The organism is Streptomyces sp. ISL-10, assembly GCF_018614575.1.
GTDB lineage: Bacteria > Actinomycetota > Actinomycetes > Streptomycetales > Streptomycetaceae > Streptomyces.
Genome location: NZ_JAGGOJ010000008.1, coordinates 253586 through 268774 on the forward strand (window position 1 = coordinate 253586; position 15189 = coordinate 268774).

Below are 15189 nucleotides of genomic sequence, written 5' to 3' on the forward strand. Positions count from 1 at the left end.
GACCGAGATGCCCCTCGACGCCCCTGCCCGTCCCGCCTTCCTGTTGCTCCACGGCTGGGAGCACCACCGCCCGGACGGGCACTGGCTGCGCCGGCTCGACGCACAGCTCACCGACGCCGGTCACGACGCGTACTACCCCCAGCTACCGGACCCCGATCAGCCGGACCTCCAGGCGTGGCTCGACGTACTCGACGAGCGGCTCGCCGCCCTACGGGGCAGGGACGTCGTGGTGATCTGCCACAGCCTCGGCTGTCTGCTGTGGCTGCATGCCGTGGCCCGCCGTCCCGGCCAGGTCCTGGCCGCGCGCGTACTGCTGGTGGCTCCTCCGGCCTCGGAGAAGGTGGCCGGCTTTCCGGAGATCACCGCGTTCGCCCATCCGGGAGCGACTGCCGAGCACGTCGCGGCGGCGGCGCCCGCGGGGTCCCGGGTGGTGGCCTCCGACAATGATCCCTACTGCCCGCAGGGCGCGAGGGAAGCCTTCGCGACGCCGCTGGGCCTGGACACCGACATCTTGCCCGGCGGTGCCCATCTGGACCTCGAGGCCGGTTACGGCCCCTGGCCCGCCGTACTGCAGTGGTGCCTGGACCCGACGGTGCGCATCGTCGCGGCCGCTCCCGCGTCCCGGGCGGACTGCGTCGCAGCCGACTGAGCACCGCGCGCGTACGTGCCGGGAGCGCCACGGCTCGGCGCGAGGCTCCGCGGGCCTTCCCGCGGAGCCTCGCACGGCGCGTAGGTCGGTCCTCACGCGCCGGTCGAACCTTTCAGCGTGGTGGCCTGTAGTGCCGTGCTGAAGGCGGTCATGCAGGAGGCGCAGTAGCGTTCGACGGCCGCCTCCAGCTCTGGTGCCACGGCGTGCAGATCCCGGCGGACTCCGCACAGGGGGCTGGCAGGCGTGCCCTTGGTGATGACATGCCAGATGAGTTCGCCTCGGTCGGCTGTGGCCTCGGCCCGCATCTCGTACATCGGCGTGCCTTTCTGTCGTGGTCCGGCAAGCGACCCGCTCCCTATGGGAGCCCCCCTCGACTGAACGGACCAACGGGGATAGGCCGAACGGCGGAAAGGCGGCCGGAGTGGTTTAACGGAGACCACGGTGACCAGGCAGGACGGCCGGTCGTGCGTCGTTGCGCGGCGCGGGCGGTTCGGGCCCTGCGCAGCACGGGACCGATGTGGGGCGCACATTGATCCCGTACGCCTGTTCGCACACCCTTCGCGGCTCTCTCCCTTCAGTTGACCCGGTGCGGTGCTGTGCTGTCCAGGCAGCAGCGGACGAAGTCGTGAACGACGGTGTCGGCGTCGGCAGCGTGGGCCCAGGCGACGGCACCTGTGATCCGGGGGGTGGGCCTGGGCGAGCGGCACCGGGGGAGCGGGCGCGGGCAGGCGCCCCGGCGGACAGGCCGGCGAAGGTGCTGGAGGGCACGGGGCCGCCATCGACCCGACGAGTGGCAGTTTCACGCGCCGGCCTCGTCGATCCCGACGGTGCGGGCCCTGACCACGTACGGCCGGGAGACGACGGTGACCGCGACGGAGACCGCGGCGACGGCAGCCATCGCGGCGCCGGGAGCGAGGAACTGGGCGATGCCGCCCGCGATCGCGGCGCCGATGCCCTGCCACGTCATCCGGCCCGCGGACTCCACGCCCTGGACCTGGCCGCGGACCGGGCCGGCCGTCACCTCGAGAAGCTGCTCCTGCAAAGGCAGGGCGGCCGCGAACCCGACACTCGCCGCGAACACCGCCGCCGCCGCGACAAGAACGGGCGGGTGGACGGCGAACAGCAGGAAGGGGACGGCCAGCAGCAGCCGCAGGGCGAACGCGCAGCGGCGTCGCCGGTCGGCGGTGAGCAGCCGGCCGACGGTCACGTCCCCGAGCAGCATGCCCGCCGAACCGGCGGCCAGCAAGGGCCCCGCGTTCCCCGGGTCGTAGGAGACGAACAGGGCCTCGCAGCCGACGATCAGACCATTGGGGACCCACAGATTCAGCAGCAGCGCCCGCGGCCCGGAGCGGGAGAAGAGCGCGACGTTCGTTCTCCAGGTCTGACGCAGTCCGGGGCGAGGCGTGAGGCGGACCGAGTGTTCCCGGACGGTCGCAGCCCCTACGACCAGTTCGACTCCGGTCACAACGGCGGCCACGGCGAAGACACCTTGGGGGCTCACGTATTGCAGCAGTACGGCACCGGCGGCGTAGCCGAGGATCGCCATGCCACCGGAAGTGATGTTCATCAGCGACCGTGCCGACGCATAGGCATGGTTCGCCACCACCTCGGCGAGCAACCCCATCCGCGCGCCTGTCCCCAACGACTGGAAGAACCCCAGCATCAGCAGCAGTCCGAAACGGGCGGTCAACGGCAGGCCAGGGATCGCCTGTGCGGCAACGCCGACCACGGAGGCGAACTGGAGGGAGACGATGGTCCGGCGAGGCCGGCGCCCGTCCGCAACCGACATCAGTGTCAACGCACCGAGCACCGTGGCGAATGTGGCGCCGTACATGCTCAGGGCCGTCAGGAACGGGGAGTGGGTCTGATGGTCGACCAGTGTGGCGAGCGCGAAGCCCGACAAGGTGCTCCCGGTGGCCGACAGGGTGAAGCCGGCGTACAGGCCGGTGAACTCCCTGTTGCGGAGCAGGTCCCGATAACCGGAGGTGGTGGGCGCCTTGGGCGCGGAGGTGTCTGAAGGCATGAAAAAAGCCTCCGGATGCACGCACGGGGCACGCCGAAGGCCGATGCGCTCATTCTAGCGGCCGGCCCCGTGCCCCGCCGCGCGCGGTGTTCCCACCTCACCCCGAATTGCCCTCGCCTCCAGGGGTGTTCAGGCCCTGTGCCCGGGTCGTCGGGGGAGAGGACGCCACGCATCCCTCGGACACGGTGCAGATGACCTGCTGGCCGGTCGGGCCCTGGCGCTAGGGCGGCCGTCGTGCCCGCCACCGGCAGGCCGCCGTCCCCCCCGGCAGGTAAAGGCGGCCTGGGACGGCGACTGCGCCTGGACCGAGTCCTCGCCACCGGCCAAGCGTCAGCCGCCCTACCCCTCACAAGGTGGGCACCGAACGCGGGCGAACCGGTTGAGAGACAAGTTCAGGGGCAGTTGCCGGCCACGGCCATGTTCTCGACCGCGGACAACGGGATGTCCACCGGACGGGAGCGGCCCCTCACCGAGACGCGCAGGCGGCCGCCGTCCGCCGAGAGCAGGGTTCCGCAGGTCGTCCTTTCGCCATGGGTGACCTGCACGGACGCGGGCCGGGGACCCGGCGCCCACCAGGTGAGAACCGTACCTGCGAACAGGAAGGCGAGCGCACAGGCAACCGTGCGGCGGGCGAGGGTGAGCCGCCGCGCCGCCCGCATCGCCGTGGCGACCTCGAAGCCGTCCACCGATCCATGGTCACGATGGATGTCGGCCAGGGTGACGGCCAGCGGCCGCGTCCCCGCCTGGGCGGCCAGGGCGTGCCACAGTCCCACCACGGCGAGGGCGAGCCCTCCCCCGACGAGGAGTGTGACGGCCAGCCGCCAATCGGCCGGCAGTTCAGCGGTGGTGGCCCTGCCCTTGATCACGACGGCCGTGCCGAGAAGGGCGATGAAGGCGGCGAGGCCGTTGCGCCACGCCTCCGCGCTGGCGCGGACGGCGGGGAGCGAGTCCCGTACGAGCACTTGGAAGCGGTCCCGTTCGGCTAGGTCCGTCTGCGTGGGCGGCCGGCCGGGCATGCGGGGACGGAGGTTCACGAAGTGTCCAGCTCTATACGGAAGCTGGCTCCGCACCCCGTCACGCCCTCGGGTGCGTCCTGGTGTGCGGTTCCGCAACCACAGGTGACGTCCAGCACCACCACGTCCAGCACAGCGCCGTTCACCTGGCGCTGAGCGCCCGTCAGGCCGGTGAGCGCGACGGAGACCTGCCGGTCGACGAGATGGTGCTCGCACCGCGGGCACGGTCCGGCCACCACGAACGCCGGTACGCCGCCCGCGTCGTGGGCCGCGACGGTGAGTCGCCGGTCCTCCAGGGACCGGAAGGCGCGCTCGGTCCACTCGATGTCGGTGGTGGCGCGAAACGCAGGGGATGCTCCCTCGGACATGGCGACACTCTAGTGAGCGGCCGCCCGCCCTGGGATGCTGTTCGCACCATCTTCGGGGGCGGGGGACGCATGACGGTGGGCGGAAGTCAGGAACACCAGGGGCTGCGGTGGGCCGAGTACGGTGCGGAACTGGACCGCCACGGCCGCACGGCGGAGGCCGAACGCGCCTTCCTCGCCTCCGTGGAGCACGGCGACTTCAACGGGATGTACAACCTGGGGCTGCTGGCCGAGCGGGCAGGACGCACCGCCGACGCCCGCTGCTGGTACGTGCGCGCGCACAGGGCCGGGCATCCGGAGGCCGCGAACAACCTCGGCGTACTGCTCCACAATGCCGGTGACCCGGAGGCCGGGGCCTGGTTCCGGATCGCGGCAGGGCAGGGCCACCCCCAAGCCGCGGCCAACCTGCGGCTGCTGACCGCCTCGCGGCCCCCCACGGGGACGCCGGAGCCGGCGGTGCTGCACGCGGAAGCGGAGACGGCGTACAGGCTCTTCATGGCCACCGGCAACGACGCCGCCCTCGTGCGGGCCGTCAACCTGAACCGCGAAGCCGCGCGGCTGGCGCCGGCCGAGCACCCGCGGCGGACGGAGATGCAGGCCGACCTCCGCGACATCCTGCGCTGCAGATACGACCTGAGAGGCCACCTCGCCGACCTGGACGAGGCCGTCGCCGTGGCCCAGGACGTGCTGTCGGCACTGCCGCCCGGCGCCCCGGAGCGCCTGAGCGCCACACAGGCCGCGATCGCCCTGCTCCGCATCCGCTCCGAGGCCACGGGCGACGTCGACCCGTTGCGTTCGGCAGTGGACATCGGCCGGCAGGCGCTGTCGCAGTCCGGTGGTCCGGCGCACGCGAGGGCGGCGCTCGAGTCGAGTCTCTCCGCAGCCCTGTGCTCCCTGGCCTTCCACACCGACACGGAAGTCGACCTGGACGAAACGGTCGCACTGGGGCGCGCCGCAGCCGAGCGCTCCGGCGACGTGGTGTCCTGCATCAACCTGGGGACGGCCCTCAAACTGCGCGGCGCCCGGCGGGGATCACCGGACGACCTGGACGGGGCCGTCACCGCACTGCGCGCCGCCGTGACCGCGGCCGACAGCCCGGAGCATCGCGCGCTGGCCGCCACGAACCTCGCGGCGGCACTGCGCAACCGGGCCGGACTCACCGGCACGTCCGAGGATCGGCGCGAGGCCCACGTCGCGGCCGAAAAAGCCCACGACGCGTTACGGGCCGCGCCCGCAGACCACCCTCAGACGCTGATCCAGGCCGTGTACGCCACCGGCCCCGCTGATGTCGACGCCACCCGGCGTGCGGTGGCGGCGGTGCCGCCGGCGCATGCCGCGCGCCCCGTCCTGCTGATCCACCTGGCCGTCGCCCTGCGAGAGGCGGGCCAGCACGACGACGCCATCGAGGCGGCACGGGAGGCGGCCGCCACCGCTGTGAGCGGTGCGGTGAAGGTCGAGGCACAGCGCACGCTCGGCCGGTTGCTCCTCGCCGTCGACGACAACGACGCGCGCGCGGACGCCGCGGTGACCGAGGCGGTGGACGCCTTCACGGCGGCCGCCGCGGCATGCGAAGAGACCGATGTGGTCTACGCCGAGGTGATGACCGGGCTGGGGGGAGCGCTGATCGTCCGCTCCCTGCGCGATGCGGCCGACGCCGACCGTGCCGCGGGACTGGCGGCGGTACGAGCCGCGGCGCACGCGGCCGGGTCGTCGGCCAAGGACCGCCTCCTCGCGACGCAGATCTGGGCCGGTGTGGCGTGGGAGGCCGGCGACACGGCCGACGCCCTGGAAGGAGCGCGCGTCGCGGTGTCTTTGCTGCGGGACATGGGCTGGACCGGCCTCGACCGTGCCGACCAGGAGAAGCGGCTTCAAGGCGGCGCGGCGATGCCGAGGGACGCGGCGGCCCTGGCGATCGCGGCCGGGCAGCCCGAGCTGGCCGTGGAACTGCTGGAACAAGGCCGCTCGGTGCTGTGGCGCTCCACGCTGCATCTGCGCGGCGACCTTGAGTCCCTCGCCGTGCGGGAACCCGCGCTGGCGGAGGAGTTGGAGGAGGTCCGCGCCACCCTGAACGACGGCCGCGGGCTCGACGCGGAGACGCGCATGCGCCTGGCCCGCCGGTGGACGCGGCTGCTCGACCGGGTCCGCGGCATGCCCGGTCTCGCGACGTTCCTCGCCCCCGCCCCGTTCGACGCACTCGCCGCCGCGGCCGCGGAGGGCCCGGTGGTCATCGTCAACATCAGCACGATCCGATGCGACGCGATTCTCGTGCTGCCGGGCGGGCGGGTCGACGTCGTACCGCTGCCCGGCGTGGACGTCCCGCGTATGGACGCGGTCACCAACACCTACCTGGCCCGCCTGGCCGAGGCGACGGCACCCGGAGCCACGGGCCTGACCAGGGAACGTGCACGGCACACCGTGCACGACACACTGGAGTGGCTGTGGGAACACATCGCCCGCCCCGTCCTCGACCGGCTGGCGTGGCCGCCCGAGTCCACGAAGCCGCCACGCCTGTGGTGGTGCCCCACGGCCTCACTCGTGCCGTTGCCCCTGCACGCGGCAGGACGCTACCCGCGCACCGGTACGGACCCGACGAAACCGTCCGGACTGCCGTACGCGGTGGTGTCGTCCTACACCACCACCCTTTCGGCACTCGTCGACGCCCGACGACGGCAGGCGGACCCCCGTCCCCGGCTGCTGGCCGTCGCGCTGACGGACACCCAACGCGGCCACGCCCCGCTGCCCGGCGTGGCCGAGGAACTCCGGGCACTGCAGGACGCCCTCGGCCGCAAGCGGCTGACGGTGCTGGCCGACGACGCCGCGACCGTGGCCGCGGTGCGAAAGCGGCTGCCCGCCCACGCCTGGGTGCACTTCGCCTGCCACGGCAGTCTCGACATGGTGTCCCCGGCCACCTCGGGCCTGTGTCTGCGGGACGGTGACCTGAACGTGCTCGACTTCAAGGACCTGCGCCTGGACCGGGCGGACTTGGCGTTCCTCTCCGCCTGCCACACCCGCCTGGGCAGCGGAGCGCTCCCCGACGAGGCCATCCACACCGCGGCCGCCCTCCGGATGGCCGGTTTCCGCCATGTCGTGGCCACGCTGTGGGCGGTCTCCGACCGGGCCGCTCCCGCCGTCGCCGCCGACTTCTACCGGCATCTCGGCGCCTTGGGCGGCAGGGACTCGGCAGACGCTGCCGTGGCCCTGCACCACGCGGTCGCCGCGCTCCGGGACGCCCATCCGACCGACCCGACGCTCTGGGCGCCTTTCGTGCACGACGGCCCGTAGGGCCCGCTTCCAGCGGCGGCGCGCCAGGGGCACCTGTCCGGGGCAGCCGGTCGGCATGCTCAGCGCTGGTACATGCCGACGATCGTGCCGCTGGCCAGCTGGGCCTTGTCCACCGCACGGTGCACGTCGTCGGCGGTGGCGTTGTCGGGGAGAGTCACGGGCTCGGGCAGGGCGTAGAGGCGGAAGAAGTAGCGGTGGGCCTTGTCTCCGACGGGTGGTTGCGGACCGCCCCAGCCCGTTTCGCCGTAGCCGTTGGTGCGGGGGGTCCCACCGGCGGGAGATTCGCCGGCGTCCACGGCGCCGTCGGCCGGGCTGATGCCCGTGACGAGCCAGTGCAGGAAGGTGCCGGAGGGCGCGTCGGGGTCCTCGCAGAGCAGCAGCAGTTCCGCGGTGCCGTCGGGCACGCCGGACCAGGTGAGCGGCGGAGAGGTGTTCTCGCCGTCGCGTGCGTAGCGTTGCGGGATCAACGCATGGTCGTTGAACGCAGCACTGAGAAGTTCGATTCCAGCCATGTAGCCAGCTGTACCGCCGGTCGGCACCGCCGACGAGCGTGGAGGGCCAAGTGGGGGTTCCGTTCCTCCTGGACCGGTCCGGGCACTCGTACGTTCCGTGCGGACGCGACGCTCTCGAAGGAGGAGGTGGCCCCGACGCTCGGGAATGCGAGGCCGCTGGATGTCGCGGTGCTCGTCGGACTGCAGGCCGCCGGCAAGTCGACCTTCTACCGGCGCTGCCTCGCCGACGCGTACGCACTGGTGAGCAAGGACCTGTTCCCTCGCTCTGCGCGGAACAAGCAGCAGCGGCAGATGCGCCTCGTGGCCCAGGCACTCTCGGCGGGTACGCCGGTGGCCGTGGACAACGCCAACCCGTCGCCGGACGAATGGCAGCCGCTGATCGCCCTGGCCCACGCCCGAGGGGCGACGGCGACCGCGTACTGGTTCCCCCCGGACGTCGAAGGCTCCCTGCTGCGCAACGCCGTCCGGGAGGGCGGGGAACGGGTGCCGGACGTCGGCGTCCGCGCCACACTCCGGCGGCTGCGCAGACCGGCCCTCACCGACGGGTTCGACGCTGTGCACGAAGTGCGGTTCGACGGTGCTGGCGGGTTCCGTGTGCGGATGGCAGAGCACCGCACCGAGCAGCCCGGCCGGGACTGACGCCTGATCGACCGCCATATGACAAGGGGCGCACGGGGTTCGGCGTCGCTCCTTTGGCATCGTACGGTTTGCGCTGGTAAGGGAGTAGTTGTCCGATGAGCGGGTAACTGCTTTCACACGATCGGCCGGGTGGGCGGGACCTGCCCCAACCGCTGCGGGAGGCAGGATGCCAGGACGGTGGTACGGGCCCGGGGTCGCAGCGGTGGCCGTTGTTGTCACAGCGAGTGCGTGCGGAACGCTTCCCGAGCGGCGTGATGCGGTAACGGCGGAGGTCATCCGGTTCGAGCGCGCGCTGGGGGCGGGAGAGCATGCGCGGCTCTGCAACGCGCTTGCGCCCGCCACCCGCGAGGAGCTGGAGCAGTCGGCCGGAAGCCGGTGCGAGCGGGCGATCGGCGAGGAAGACGTTTCCCCGGCCGGCGACGTGCGGCACGTGGACGTATACGGCGACCAGGCCAGGGTGGTGCTGGAGCACGACACCGTCTTCCTGGCGCATTTCCCCACCGGGTGGAGGGTGACCGCCGCCGGATGCCTGCCGCGTCATGAGAGGCCCTACCAGTGTGAGATCAAGGGCGGGTGACGCCATGAGGACGCTGTTCATCGGAACGCTGCTGCTGATCGCCGGCGGGTTGGCGTACTTCGCGGTGTTGGGACTGATGCACCGATGAGCAGCACACCTGCGCGGGGGAAGAACACCGGACGGGACGAGCACGGTGTCCGGCGGTTCCTGCGCCACAACAGCCTGACCCTGACGTTCCTCACCGGCTTTCTGCTCGCCTTGGCGGGACAGGCGCTAGCCGGCCACGCCGAGTTCAACAACCAGTTGGTCGCCGACGGGTTCGCACCCGTCAGCTTCGCCGCTTACCTGGCGTCGTCCGACTTCGCGGTGGACGTCACCGAGAACTGGCAGTCGGAGTACCTGCAGTTCTTCCTCTTCATCTTCGCCACCGTCTGGCTGGTGCAGCGCGGTTCGCCGGAGTCCAAGGAGCTGGGCAGGGAAGGCACCGAGTCCGACAAGGACCAGATGGTCGGAGAGCACGCCAAGAAGGAATCCCCTCGATGGGCCGCGGCCAAGGACTGGCGCGGTCTCGTCTATTCGCGCTCTCTGGGGTTGGTCATGGGCGGTGTTTTCCTGCTGTCGTGGCTGGTTCAGTCCGTTACCGGCGTGGCCGCCTACAACGAGCAGCAACTGCGCCGGCTGCAGGCCCCGACAGGCTGGGACGAATATCTGTCCTCCGCGGACTTCTGGAGTCGCACCCTGCAGAACTGGCAGTCCGAACTGCTGGCCGTCGCCTCGATGGCCGTCCTCTCGATCTATTTGCGGCAACGCGGCTCACCCGAGTCCAAGCCGGTGGGCGCAGCGGACACGGCGACGGGCGTCGAGGGCTAGGGACTGGGGACGTACATCGATGTGTACGAACCCAGGAGCGCCCCGGGGTGCACACCTCCTTCGCGCCCCTCGGGCACGGCTCAGTCGCCGTCTGACGACAGTTCCCAGGAGTCGCTGTCGTCGCTGTCGTCGTTGTCCGAGCCGTCTTCTCCATCGGTCCGTGACGGCGTGGTGCGGTCGGGCTGAGGTGCGTCGTCGGTCTCCTCGGGCCGCTCGCGTCCGGATTGTGGAGGAGCCCGGGGAACGAGGTTCGGCCATGCCTGCTGACCCTTCGGACCGCGGCACACCATCGCGCGGCAAACAGGGAAACAGACGCGGGCCGGGTAAGGCATCCGCCGTACCGGGCCTGTCGGAGATTCAGGTGCGCCGGTGCACTCCGCCGGCTCCCACGCGCCGGTGTTTCCGGCGGTGTTACGGGAGGATGCCGACAGAGCATCTAGCAGGGACGGGGGCGACGGCGATGTCCGAAGTCGGCGGCGTGGCTGTGGGCGTGGTCTGCGGTGTGGGGGAACGTGGGGTTCGGCGTGGGCCGTCTGCACGGTGAGCAGCGTCCATCCGGGTGAGCGCACCCGTGGCGGCACCGCGCCGCCGCCGCACGGGGTGCCACAGTGGCAGGGTTAACTCCAAGCGCTCCCATTGGAGTGGCTGAGCGAAACCCCCGGTTTATTGCAGCCGCGTGCCGGGGGCTTTCGCTTGCCCGGGCTCATGCCCCCGCTCGGGCCCCCTCATACGCTCCCGCTTTCGTCACGAGCGGAGAGATGACCGTGCCCAGCAAAGTGGCCGTGGCGATCGCGCCCAACGCGATGCCCCAGGCCACCGGCCCCAGCGGCGTACAGCCGAAGAACTGGCTGATGCCCGGCGTCTGGATGACGGCGGCCAGCACCGCCGCGGAGCCCAAACTCGCGGCCAGGACGTGGCGATCCAGGCCGCCGGTGGCGAGCGTCTGCGCCAGCTGCGTGCCGACGACCGCGGCGAGCGCCACCGTACTGGCGCGGCGGCCCCTGCCCGTCAGACGCGCCCCGCCCCAGGCCAGACCCGCTCCGGTGGCGGTGATGACTCCGCGCAGCAGCATCTCGTTGGTCAGCGCGGTCCCGAGGGAGCGGTGCGGGCCCTCCTCCAGGAGCCGTTCGCCGGTCTGTCCGGTCGGCTCGCGCACGGCGATGGCCAGGGACGGCGCCAGGTCGGTCAGCAGGTTCACCAGCATGATCTGGCGGGCGTTGAGCGGCGTGCTGCCGGTGAGCGCGGAGATGATCACGCTGAAGGTCACCTCGCCCAGATTGCCGCCGATGAGAATGCCGAGCGCGGTCCTCACCGACGCCCACATGGCCCGGCCCTCCATCAGCGCCGAGACGATCGTCTCCAGTCGGTCGTCGCTGACCACCAGGTCGGCGGCGGCGGTGGCGGCCGGGGTGCCGCGGCGGCCCAGGGCGATGCCGATGTCCGCGAGCCGGATGGCCGGTGCGTCATTGGCGCCGTCGCCGGTCATCGCCACGACCCGGCCGACGCGTTGGTACGCCTGGACGATACGGACCTTGTGATGCGGGCTGCACCGGGCGATCACGTCCACCGTCGGCAGCAGCGCGTCGAGTCCGGCGTCGTCGAGCTCGTCCAGCTCGGCGCCGGTGCAGACCTTCGGATCCGTGACGTCGCTGATCGTGGAGGCGATGGCGTCGGCGGTGGCCGGGTGGTCGCCGGTCAGCATCACCGTGTGCACGCCCGCCTCCCGCAGCCGCGCGGTAGCGGGCGCGGCGCCCGCCCGGACCGGATCGGCCAGCGTGATGAAGCCCAGGAACACCAGGTCCCGCACGCTCTCGTCGGTCAGGTCCTCATCCGCGTCCATACGGCGCTCGGCCACGGCCAGCACCCGGCGCCCGGCGCCCGCAAGCCGTTCCGCCTCGGCGGTCAGCCGGGTGAGCGCACCGTCGTCCAGCGCGGTGTCCTTGCCGCCGGTCTCCCTGTGCTCGGCGCACCGTTCCAGTACGTTCTCCGGGGCTCCCTTCACACTCAGCAGCAGGCCGTGCGCGTCGTGCCCGGACGTCGCGTGGTACGCCCGCGACGGCTCGAAGGGCAAGGTTTCCAGGCGCCGCCAGCGCGCGGCGCCGTGCCGGGCGCCGACCTTCGCGCTGCGCGCGCCTGCCGTCACGGCGCGGTCGGTCTGGTGCGCCATGGGCTCCGCCTGCCGGGCCGGCGGCGTGGCCCGCAGCGCGGCGGCGAGCACGTGCTTGCGCGAGGTGTCGAGCCGGTCCAGCGGCAGGGCGCCGCCCTCGCTTCCGGCCTCGTCGTCCCCGCTCGCCGCGTTGTCGCCTCCGTCAGTGCCGTCGCTCACCGCTGCGAGCTGGAGTCTGCCCTCCGTGAGCGTGCCGGTCTTGTCGAAGCAGAGGACATCGGCGCGGCCGAGCGCCTCGATGGTGCGCGGGTTGCGGACGAGAGCTCCGAGGTCGGCCAGGCGCCGCGCGGCGGCCAGTTGGGCCGCGTTGACCAGGAACGGCAGCCCTTCCGGCACGGAGGCGACGGCCAGGTTGACCGCCGATGCGAGGTTGTCGGCCAGTGAGCGCCCGTGCAGCAGACCGGACGCCGCCACCGCACCGGCCGACCCGATCGCCAGGGGCAGGCTGGCCCGGGTGAGCGACGCGAGCCGGGCCTCCACACCGGTTTCGGGCGCGGCCTGCCGTGCGGTGGCGAGACTGCGCCCCACTTCGGTGTTCGATCCGGTCGCCACCACCACGGCCACAGCCCGCCCGGCCGAGATCGTGGTGCCCTCGTACACCATCGAACGGCGGCCGGTGAGGTCCGTGGCGACCACCGGTGCCGTGGCCTTGCCGACGGCGAGCGATTCCCCGGTCAGCGACGACTCGTCGACCTCCAGCCCCTCGGTCTCCAGTAGTCGGCAGTCCGCGGGAACGACGTCCTCCGGCCGCAGCAGGATGATGTCGCCCTCCACCAGTTCGCCCGCCGTGACCAGCCGCTCGCGGCCTCCCCGGCGTACGCGTGCGCCGATCGCGGAGCGCGCGAACAGCTCGGCGAGAGCCCGCTCCGTGCGGACCCGCTGAATACCGCCGATGAGCGCGGAGCTGCCGGTGATGGCAGCCACCAGCCCGGCGTCGGTGCGCGAGCCCACGGCGGTCGCCAGGGCTGCGCCGCCGGCCAGGACGGGGGTCAGGGGGTTGGCCAGTTCCTCGATGAAGGCGGACGGGAGCGTGAGGCGGGTCGGCTCGTTCCCGCTGCTCCCGCCCGGACCGGCGCCGCCACGAGCTGCCGCCTCTTCTGCGGTCAGGCCGTCGGCGGTGGTACGCAGCCGCTCCAGCACCCGGTCGGTGGGCATCAGGTGCCAGGGAACCCGCGTCACGGGCGGAGCGAGGGGGCGGGCGAGCAACTGCCGGGCCCGCCAGTTCCCCAGACAGAAGGCCAGGCTCCCGGCGGTGGTCCCCACCGCCATCGCCCGCGCGGTCGCCTGCGGGGGACGGGCACGCAGCGCGGCCACCGCGCCGACGCCGCTGCCACCCGCTGCGAGTACGGCACTGTCCCGGTCGACCCGGGCCGCCATGCCGACGGCGTCCACGATCAGCCCCGCCGATTCGAGGTCGGAGCCGACGATCAAGTGCGCGCCCCAGGCCGGGGGTTCGTCCTCCTGGTGGACGCCGACGCCGCAGTCCGCAGCGCCCAGCGCCCGGCGGTTGCCGGAGACGAGCAGGACGACCGCGCCGTCGGCCTGAAGGCCGCGCACCGAGGCGACGAGGCGGCCGCCCGCGGGTACCACCGCGTCGGCGAACGAGAATGTCGGAGAGCTACGGTCGGTGGCCAGCACCACCCGTGCCCCGGCACGGCGGGCCGCAGCGGTGACGGCCTCCGCGCCGGGTGCCGTCTGCGTGGCGAGTCCCGCCACGGCCTGGAGCCGGCGGCCCTTGGCCAGGCCGAGCACCCGCTCGCTGCCACGGCGGCGCAGCCGCCCCTCGGCCTGGCGGCCGGTGCGGCCGGTCAGGTCCAACTCGTCGAGGGGGCCCAGCACCCAGCCGTCGTCGTCGCGCACGACACCCAGCGGCGCGTCCGCGTCGAAGAGGCCGAAGAGCCGCTCCGCGGTGCGTTCGGGATCGGCGCCGCTGAGGAGTTCCAGGTCCACGGGCTCGTACTGGTCGCTGCGCAGCGCGTCCTCGTCCAGGACCACGGTGTCCACCTGCCCGAGGCGGCGGAGTGCGCCCCGGTCCATGGTCACGACGCCCCGCATCGCCAGGGACCTGCCGAGATGGGTGGCGAAGCCCTCCCGGCCGGCATCCGGAGCCTTCGGTACGGCGGAGAGGGCGACGGCCAGTGCCCGGCGGGGCCCGGCGAAGGGCGCCGCGAGGGCGCCCACCGCCAGGCCCGCGGCCGCGGCGCGCTCGGCGTACCGGTCCGTCGTGTCCATAGGAGACGGACCGGCCCGGTCGATCACGATCGGCTCGGCCGAGGCATCGGCCGGTCCGCGCACGAGCCGGGGTTCCGCCTCCTCCCACGCCTTGCCCTCGGCGGTGGCTTCCCGCCACTGGGCTACACGTTCGAGTACGTCGAGGGCGAGTCCACCACCGCGCGTGGCGACCCCCTGGGTCAGCGCGCTGATCACCGGCAGCACCGATTCGGCCTGCTCGGCGCTGCTGACCGCGGTGACCAGATGCCGAAGCCGCGGGTGGTACTGGAGGGCGCCGGTGAGCGCCGCCAGCTCCGGCGGCAGCCTGAACCACGGAGCGACCTGCCTCATGGCGGAGATGCCGAGGCCGACCGTGTCGGCGGCCAGCGCGGGCACCGACTGGCGGGTCTTCGGGCCCTCGCACGGATGATGCGGCTCGGGGCACCACTCGTCGAACTCGTCGGCCTGCGGCGCGATCTCACCCTCCGCGCGCTCGACGAGCGCGACCAGTTCGCGCTCGGGCGGAGGCGGCGAGGCGACGGCCACCACGACGCGCTCCGACGGCGCGTTCACCCGCGCCCACAGCACTCCCGGATGCCCTTCCAAGGCCCGCTCCACGCGCCGGGAGACCCGCTCGCCGCCCGCACCGTGGACCCCGTGGACCTCTACGTAACAGCGCCCGGGCCGCCACCAAACGCCGCGCCGCGGCAGCCCCATCAACTGACTGGCCACATCGGCGGCGCCCCGCACACCGGCCGCGACGCCGTACGTCACGCCGGACGCGATGGGCCCGAGCAGGGAGGGCGCCCACAGGCGCAGACCTGGCAGCGGTGACATGGGCAGACGCCTCCGGTCCGTCGTCGCGGCGCGAACTCGGCCCGAGTAGCCGCTCCCAGCCGGTTCAACCGTCCCGGAACGGATACTCTGAACTATAGACAATC

The 15189-nt window shown here is 72.7% G+C and carries 11 protein-coding genes; 5 read left to right on the forward strand and 6 right to left on the reverse strand.

Annotated elements, in window-relative coordinates; all coding sequences use genetic code 11:
• Positions 1 to 7: 7 nt before the first annotated feature.
• Complete coding sequence (locus J7E88_RS10000; protein WP_215179358.1) at positions 8 to 649, forward strand: alpha/beta hydrolase; 642 nt, start codon at positions 8 to 10, stop codon at positions 647 to 649.
• Positions 650 to 741: 92 nt separating this feature from the next.
• On the opposite strand, the gene J7E88_RS10005 is transcribed toward J7E88_RS10000, so the two are convergent.
• From J7E88_RS10005 to J7E88_RS10020, 4 genes are all read right to left on the reverse strand, one after another.
• Positions 742 to 963 (reverse strand): hypothetical protein, encoded by a 222-nt coding sequence (locus J7E88_RS10005; protein ID WP_215179360.1) that lies wholly within the window; start codon positions 961 to 963, stop codon positions 742 to 744.
• Positions 964 to 1448: 485 nt separating this feature from the next.
• On the reverse strand, positions 1449 to 2672 hold the full coding sequence (locus J7E88_RS10010; RefSeq protein WP_215179361.1) for an MFS transporter: 1224 nt from the start codon (positions 2670 to 2672) through the stop codon (positions 1449 to 1451).
• 392 nt (positions 2673 to 3064) lie between these two features.
• A complete protein-coding gene (locus J7E88_RS10015; protein ID WP_215179363.1) occupies positions 3065 to 3706 on the reverse strand; it encodes a hypothetical protein in 642 nt (213 codons plus the stop codon).
• The gene (locus J7E88_RS10020) at positions 3703 to 4053 is read right to left on the reverse strand and encodes a hypothetical protein (protein WP_215179365.1); all 351 of its coding nucleotides are present in this window, start codon (positions 4051 to 4053) and stop codon (positions 3703 to 3705) included. The genes J7E88_RS10015 and J7E88_RS10020 overlap by 4 nt, the downstream gene beginning before the upstream one ends.
• Before the next feature lie 75 nt (positions 4054 to 4128).
• On the opposite strand from J7E88_RS10020, the gene J7E88_RS37005 reads away from it, so the two are divergent.
• Positions 4129 to 7332: a CHAT domain-containing protein gene (locus J7E88_RS37005; RefSeq protein WP_215179367.1), complete on the forward strand. Its 3204-nt coding sequence runs from the start codon at positions 4129 to 4131 to the stop codon at positions 7330 to 7332.
• A 59-nt stretch (positions 7333 to 7391) separates the two neighbouring features.
• On the opposite strand, the gene J7E88_RS10030 is transcribed toward J7E88_RS37005, so the two are convergent.
• Complete coding sequence (locus J7E88_RS10030) at positions 7392 to 7844, reverse strand: YbhB/YbcL family Raf kinase inhibitor-like protein (RefSeq protein WP_215179369.1); 453 nt, start codon at positions 7842 to 7844, stop codon at positions 7392 to 7394.
• Between the two features lie 126 nt (positions 7845 to 7970).
• On the opposite strand from J7E88_RS10030, the gene J7E88_RS10035 reads away from it, so the two are divergent.
• The 3 genes from J7E88_RS10035 to J7E88_RS10045 all read left to right on the forward strand — a co-directional run bounded on the left by J7E88_RS10035 (position 7971) and on the right by J7E88_RS10045 (position 9870).
• Complete coding sequence (locus J7E88_RS10035; protein WP_308307447.1) at positions 7971 to 8483, forward strand: AAA family ATPase; 513 nt, start codon at positions 7971 to 7973, stop codon at positions 8481 to 8483.
• 202 nt (positions 8484 to 8685) lie between these two features.
• Entirely contained in the window at positions 8686 to 9060 is a 375-nt protein-coding gene (locus J7E88_RS10040) for a hypothetical protein (protein ID WP_308307448.1), read from the forward strand.
• Between the two features lie 84 nt (positions 9061 to 9144).
• A complete protein-coding gene (locus J7E88_RS10045; RefSeq protein ID WP_215179375.1) occupies positions 9145 to 9870 on the forward strand; it encodes a DUF6766 family protein in 726 nt (241 codons plus the stop codon).
• 703 nt (positions 9871 to 10573) lie between these two features.
• Here the strand turns inward: J7E88_RS10045 and J7E88_RS10050 are convergent.
• On the reverse strand, positions 10574 to 15085 hold the full coding sequence (locus J7E88_RS10050) for an HAD-IC family P-type ATPase (RefSeq protein ID WP_215179377.1): 4512 nt from the start codon (positions 15083 to 15085) through the stop codon (positions 10574 to 10576).
• Positions 15086 to 15189 lie beyond the last annotated feature (104 nt).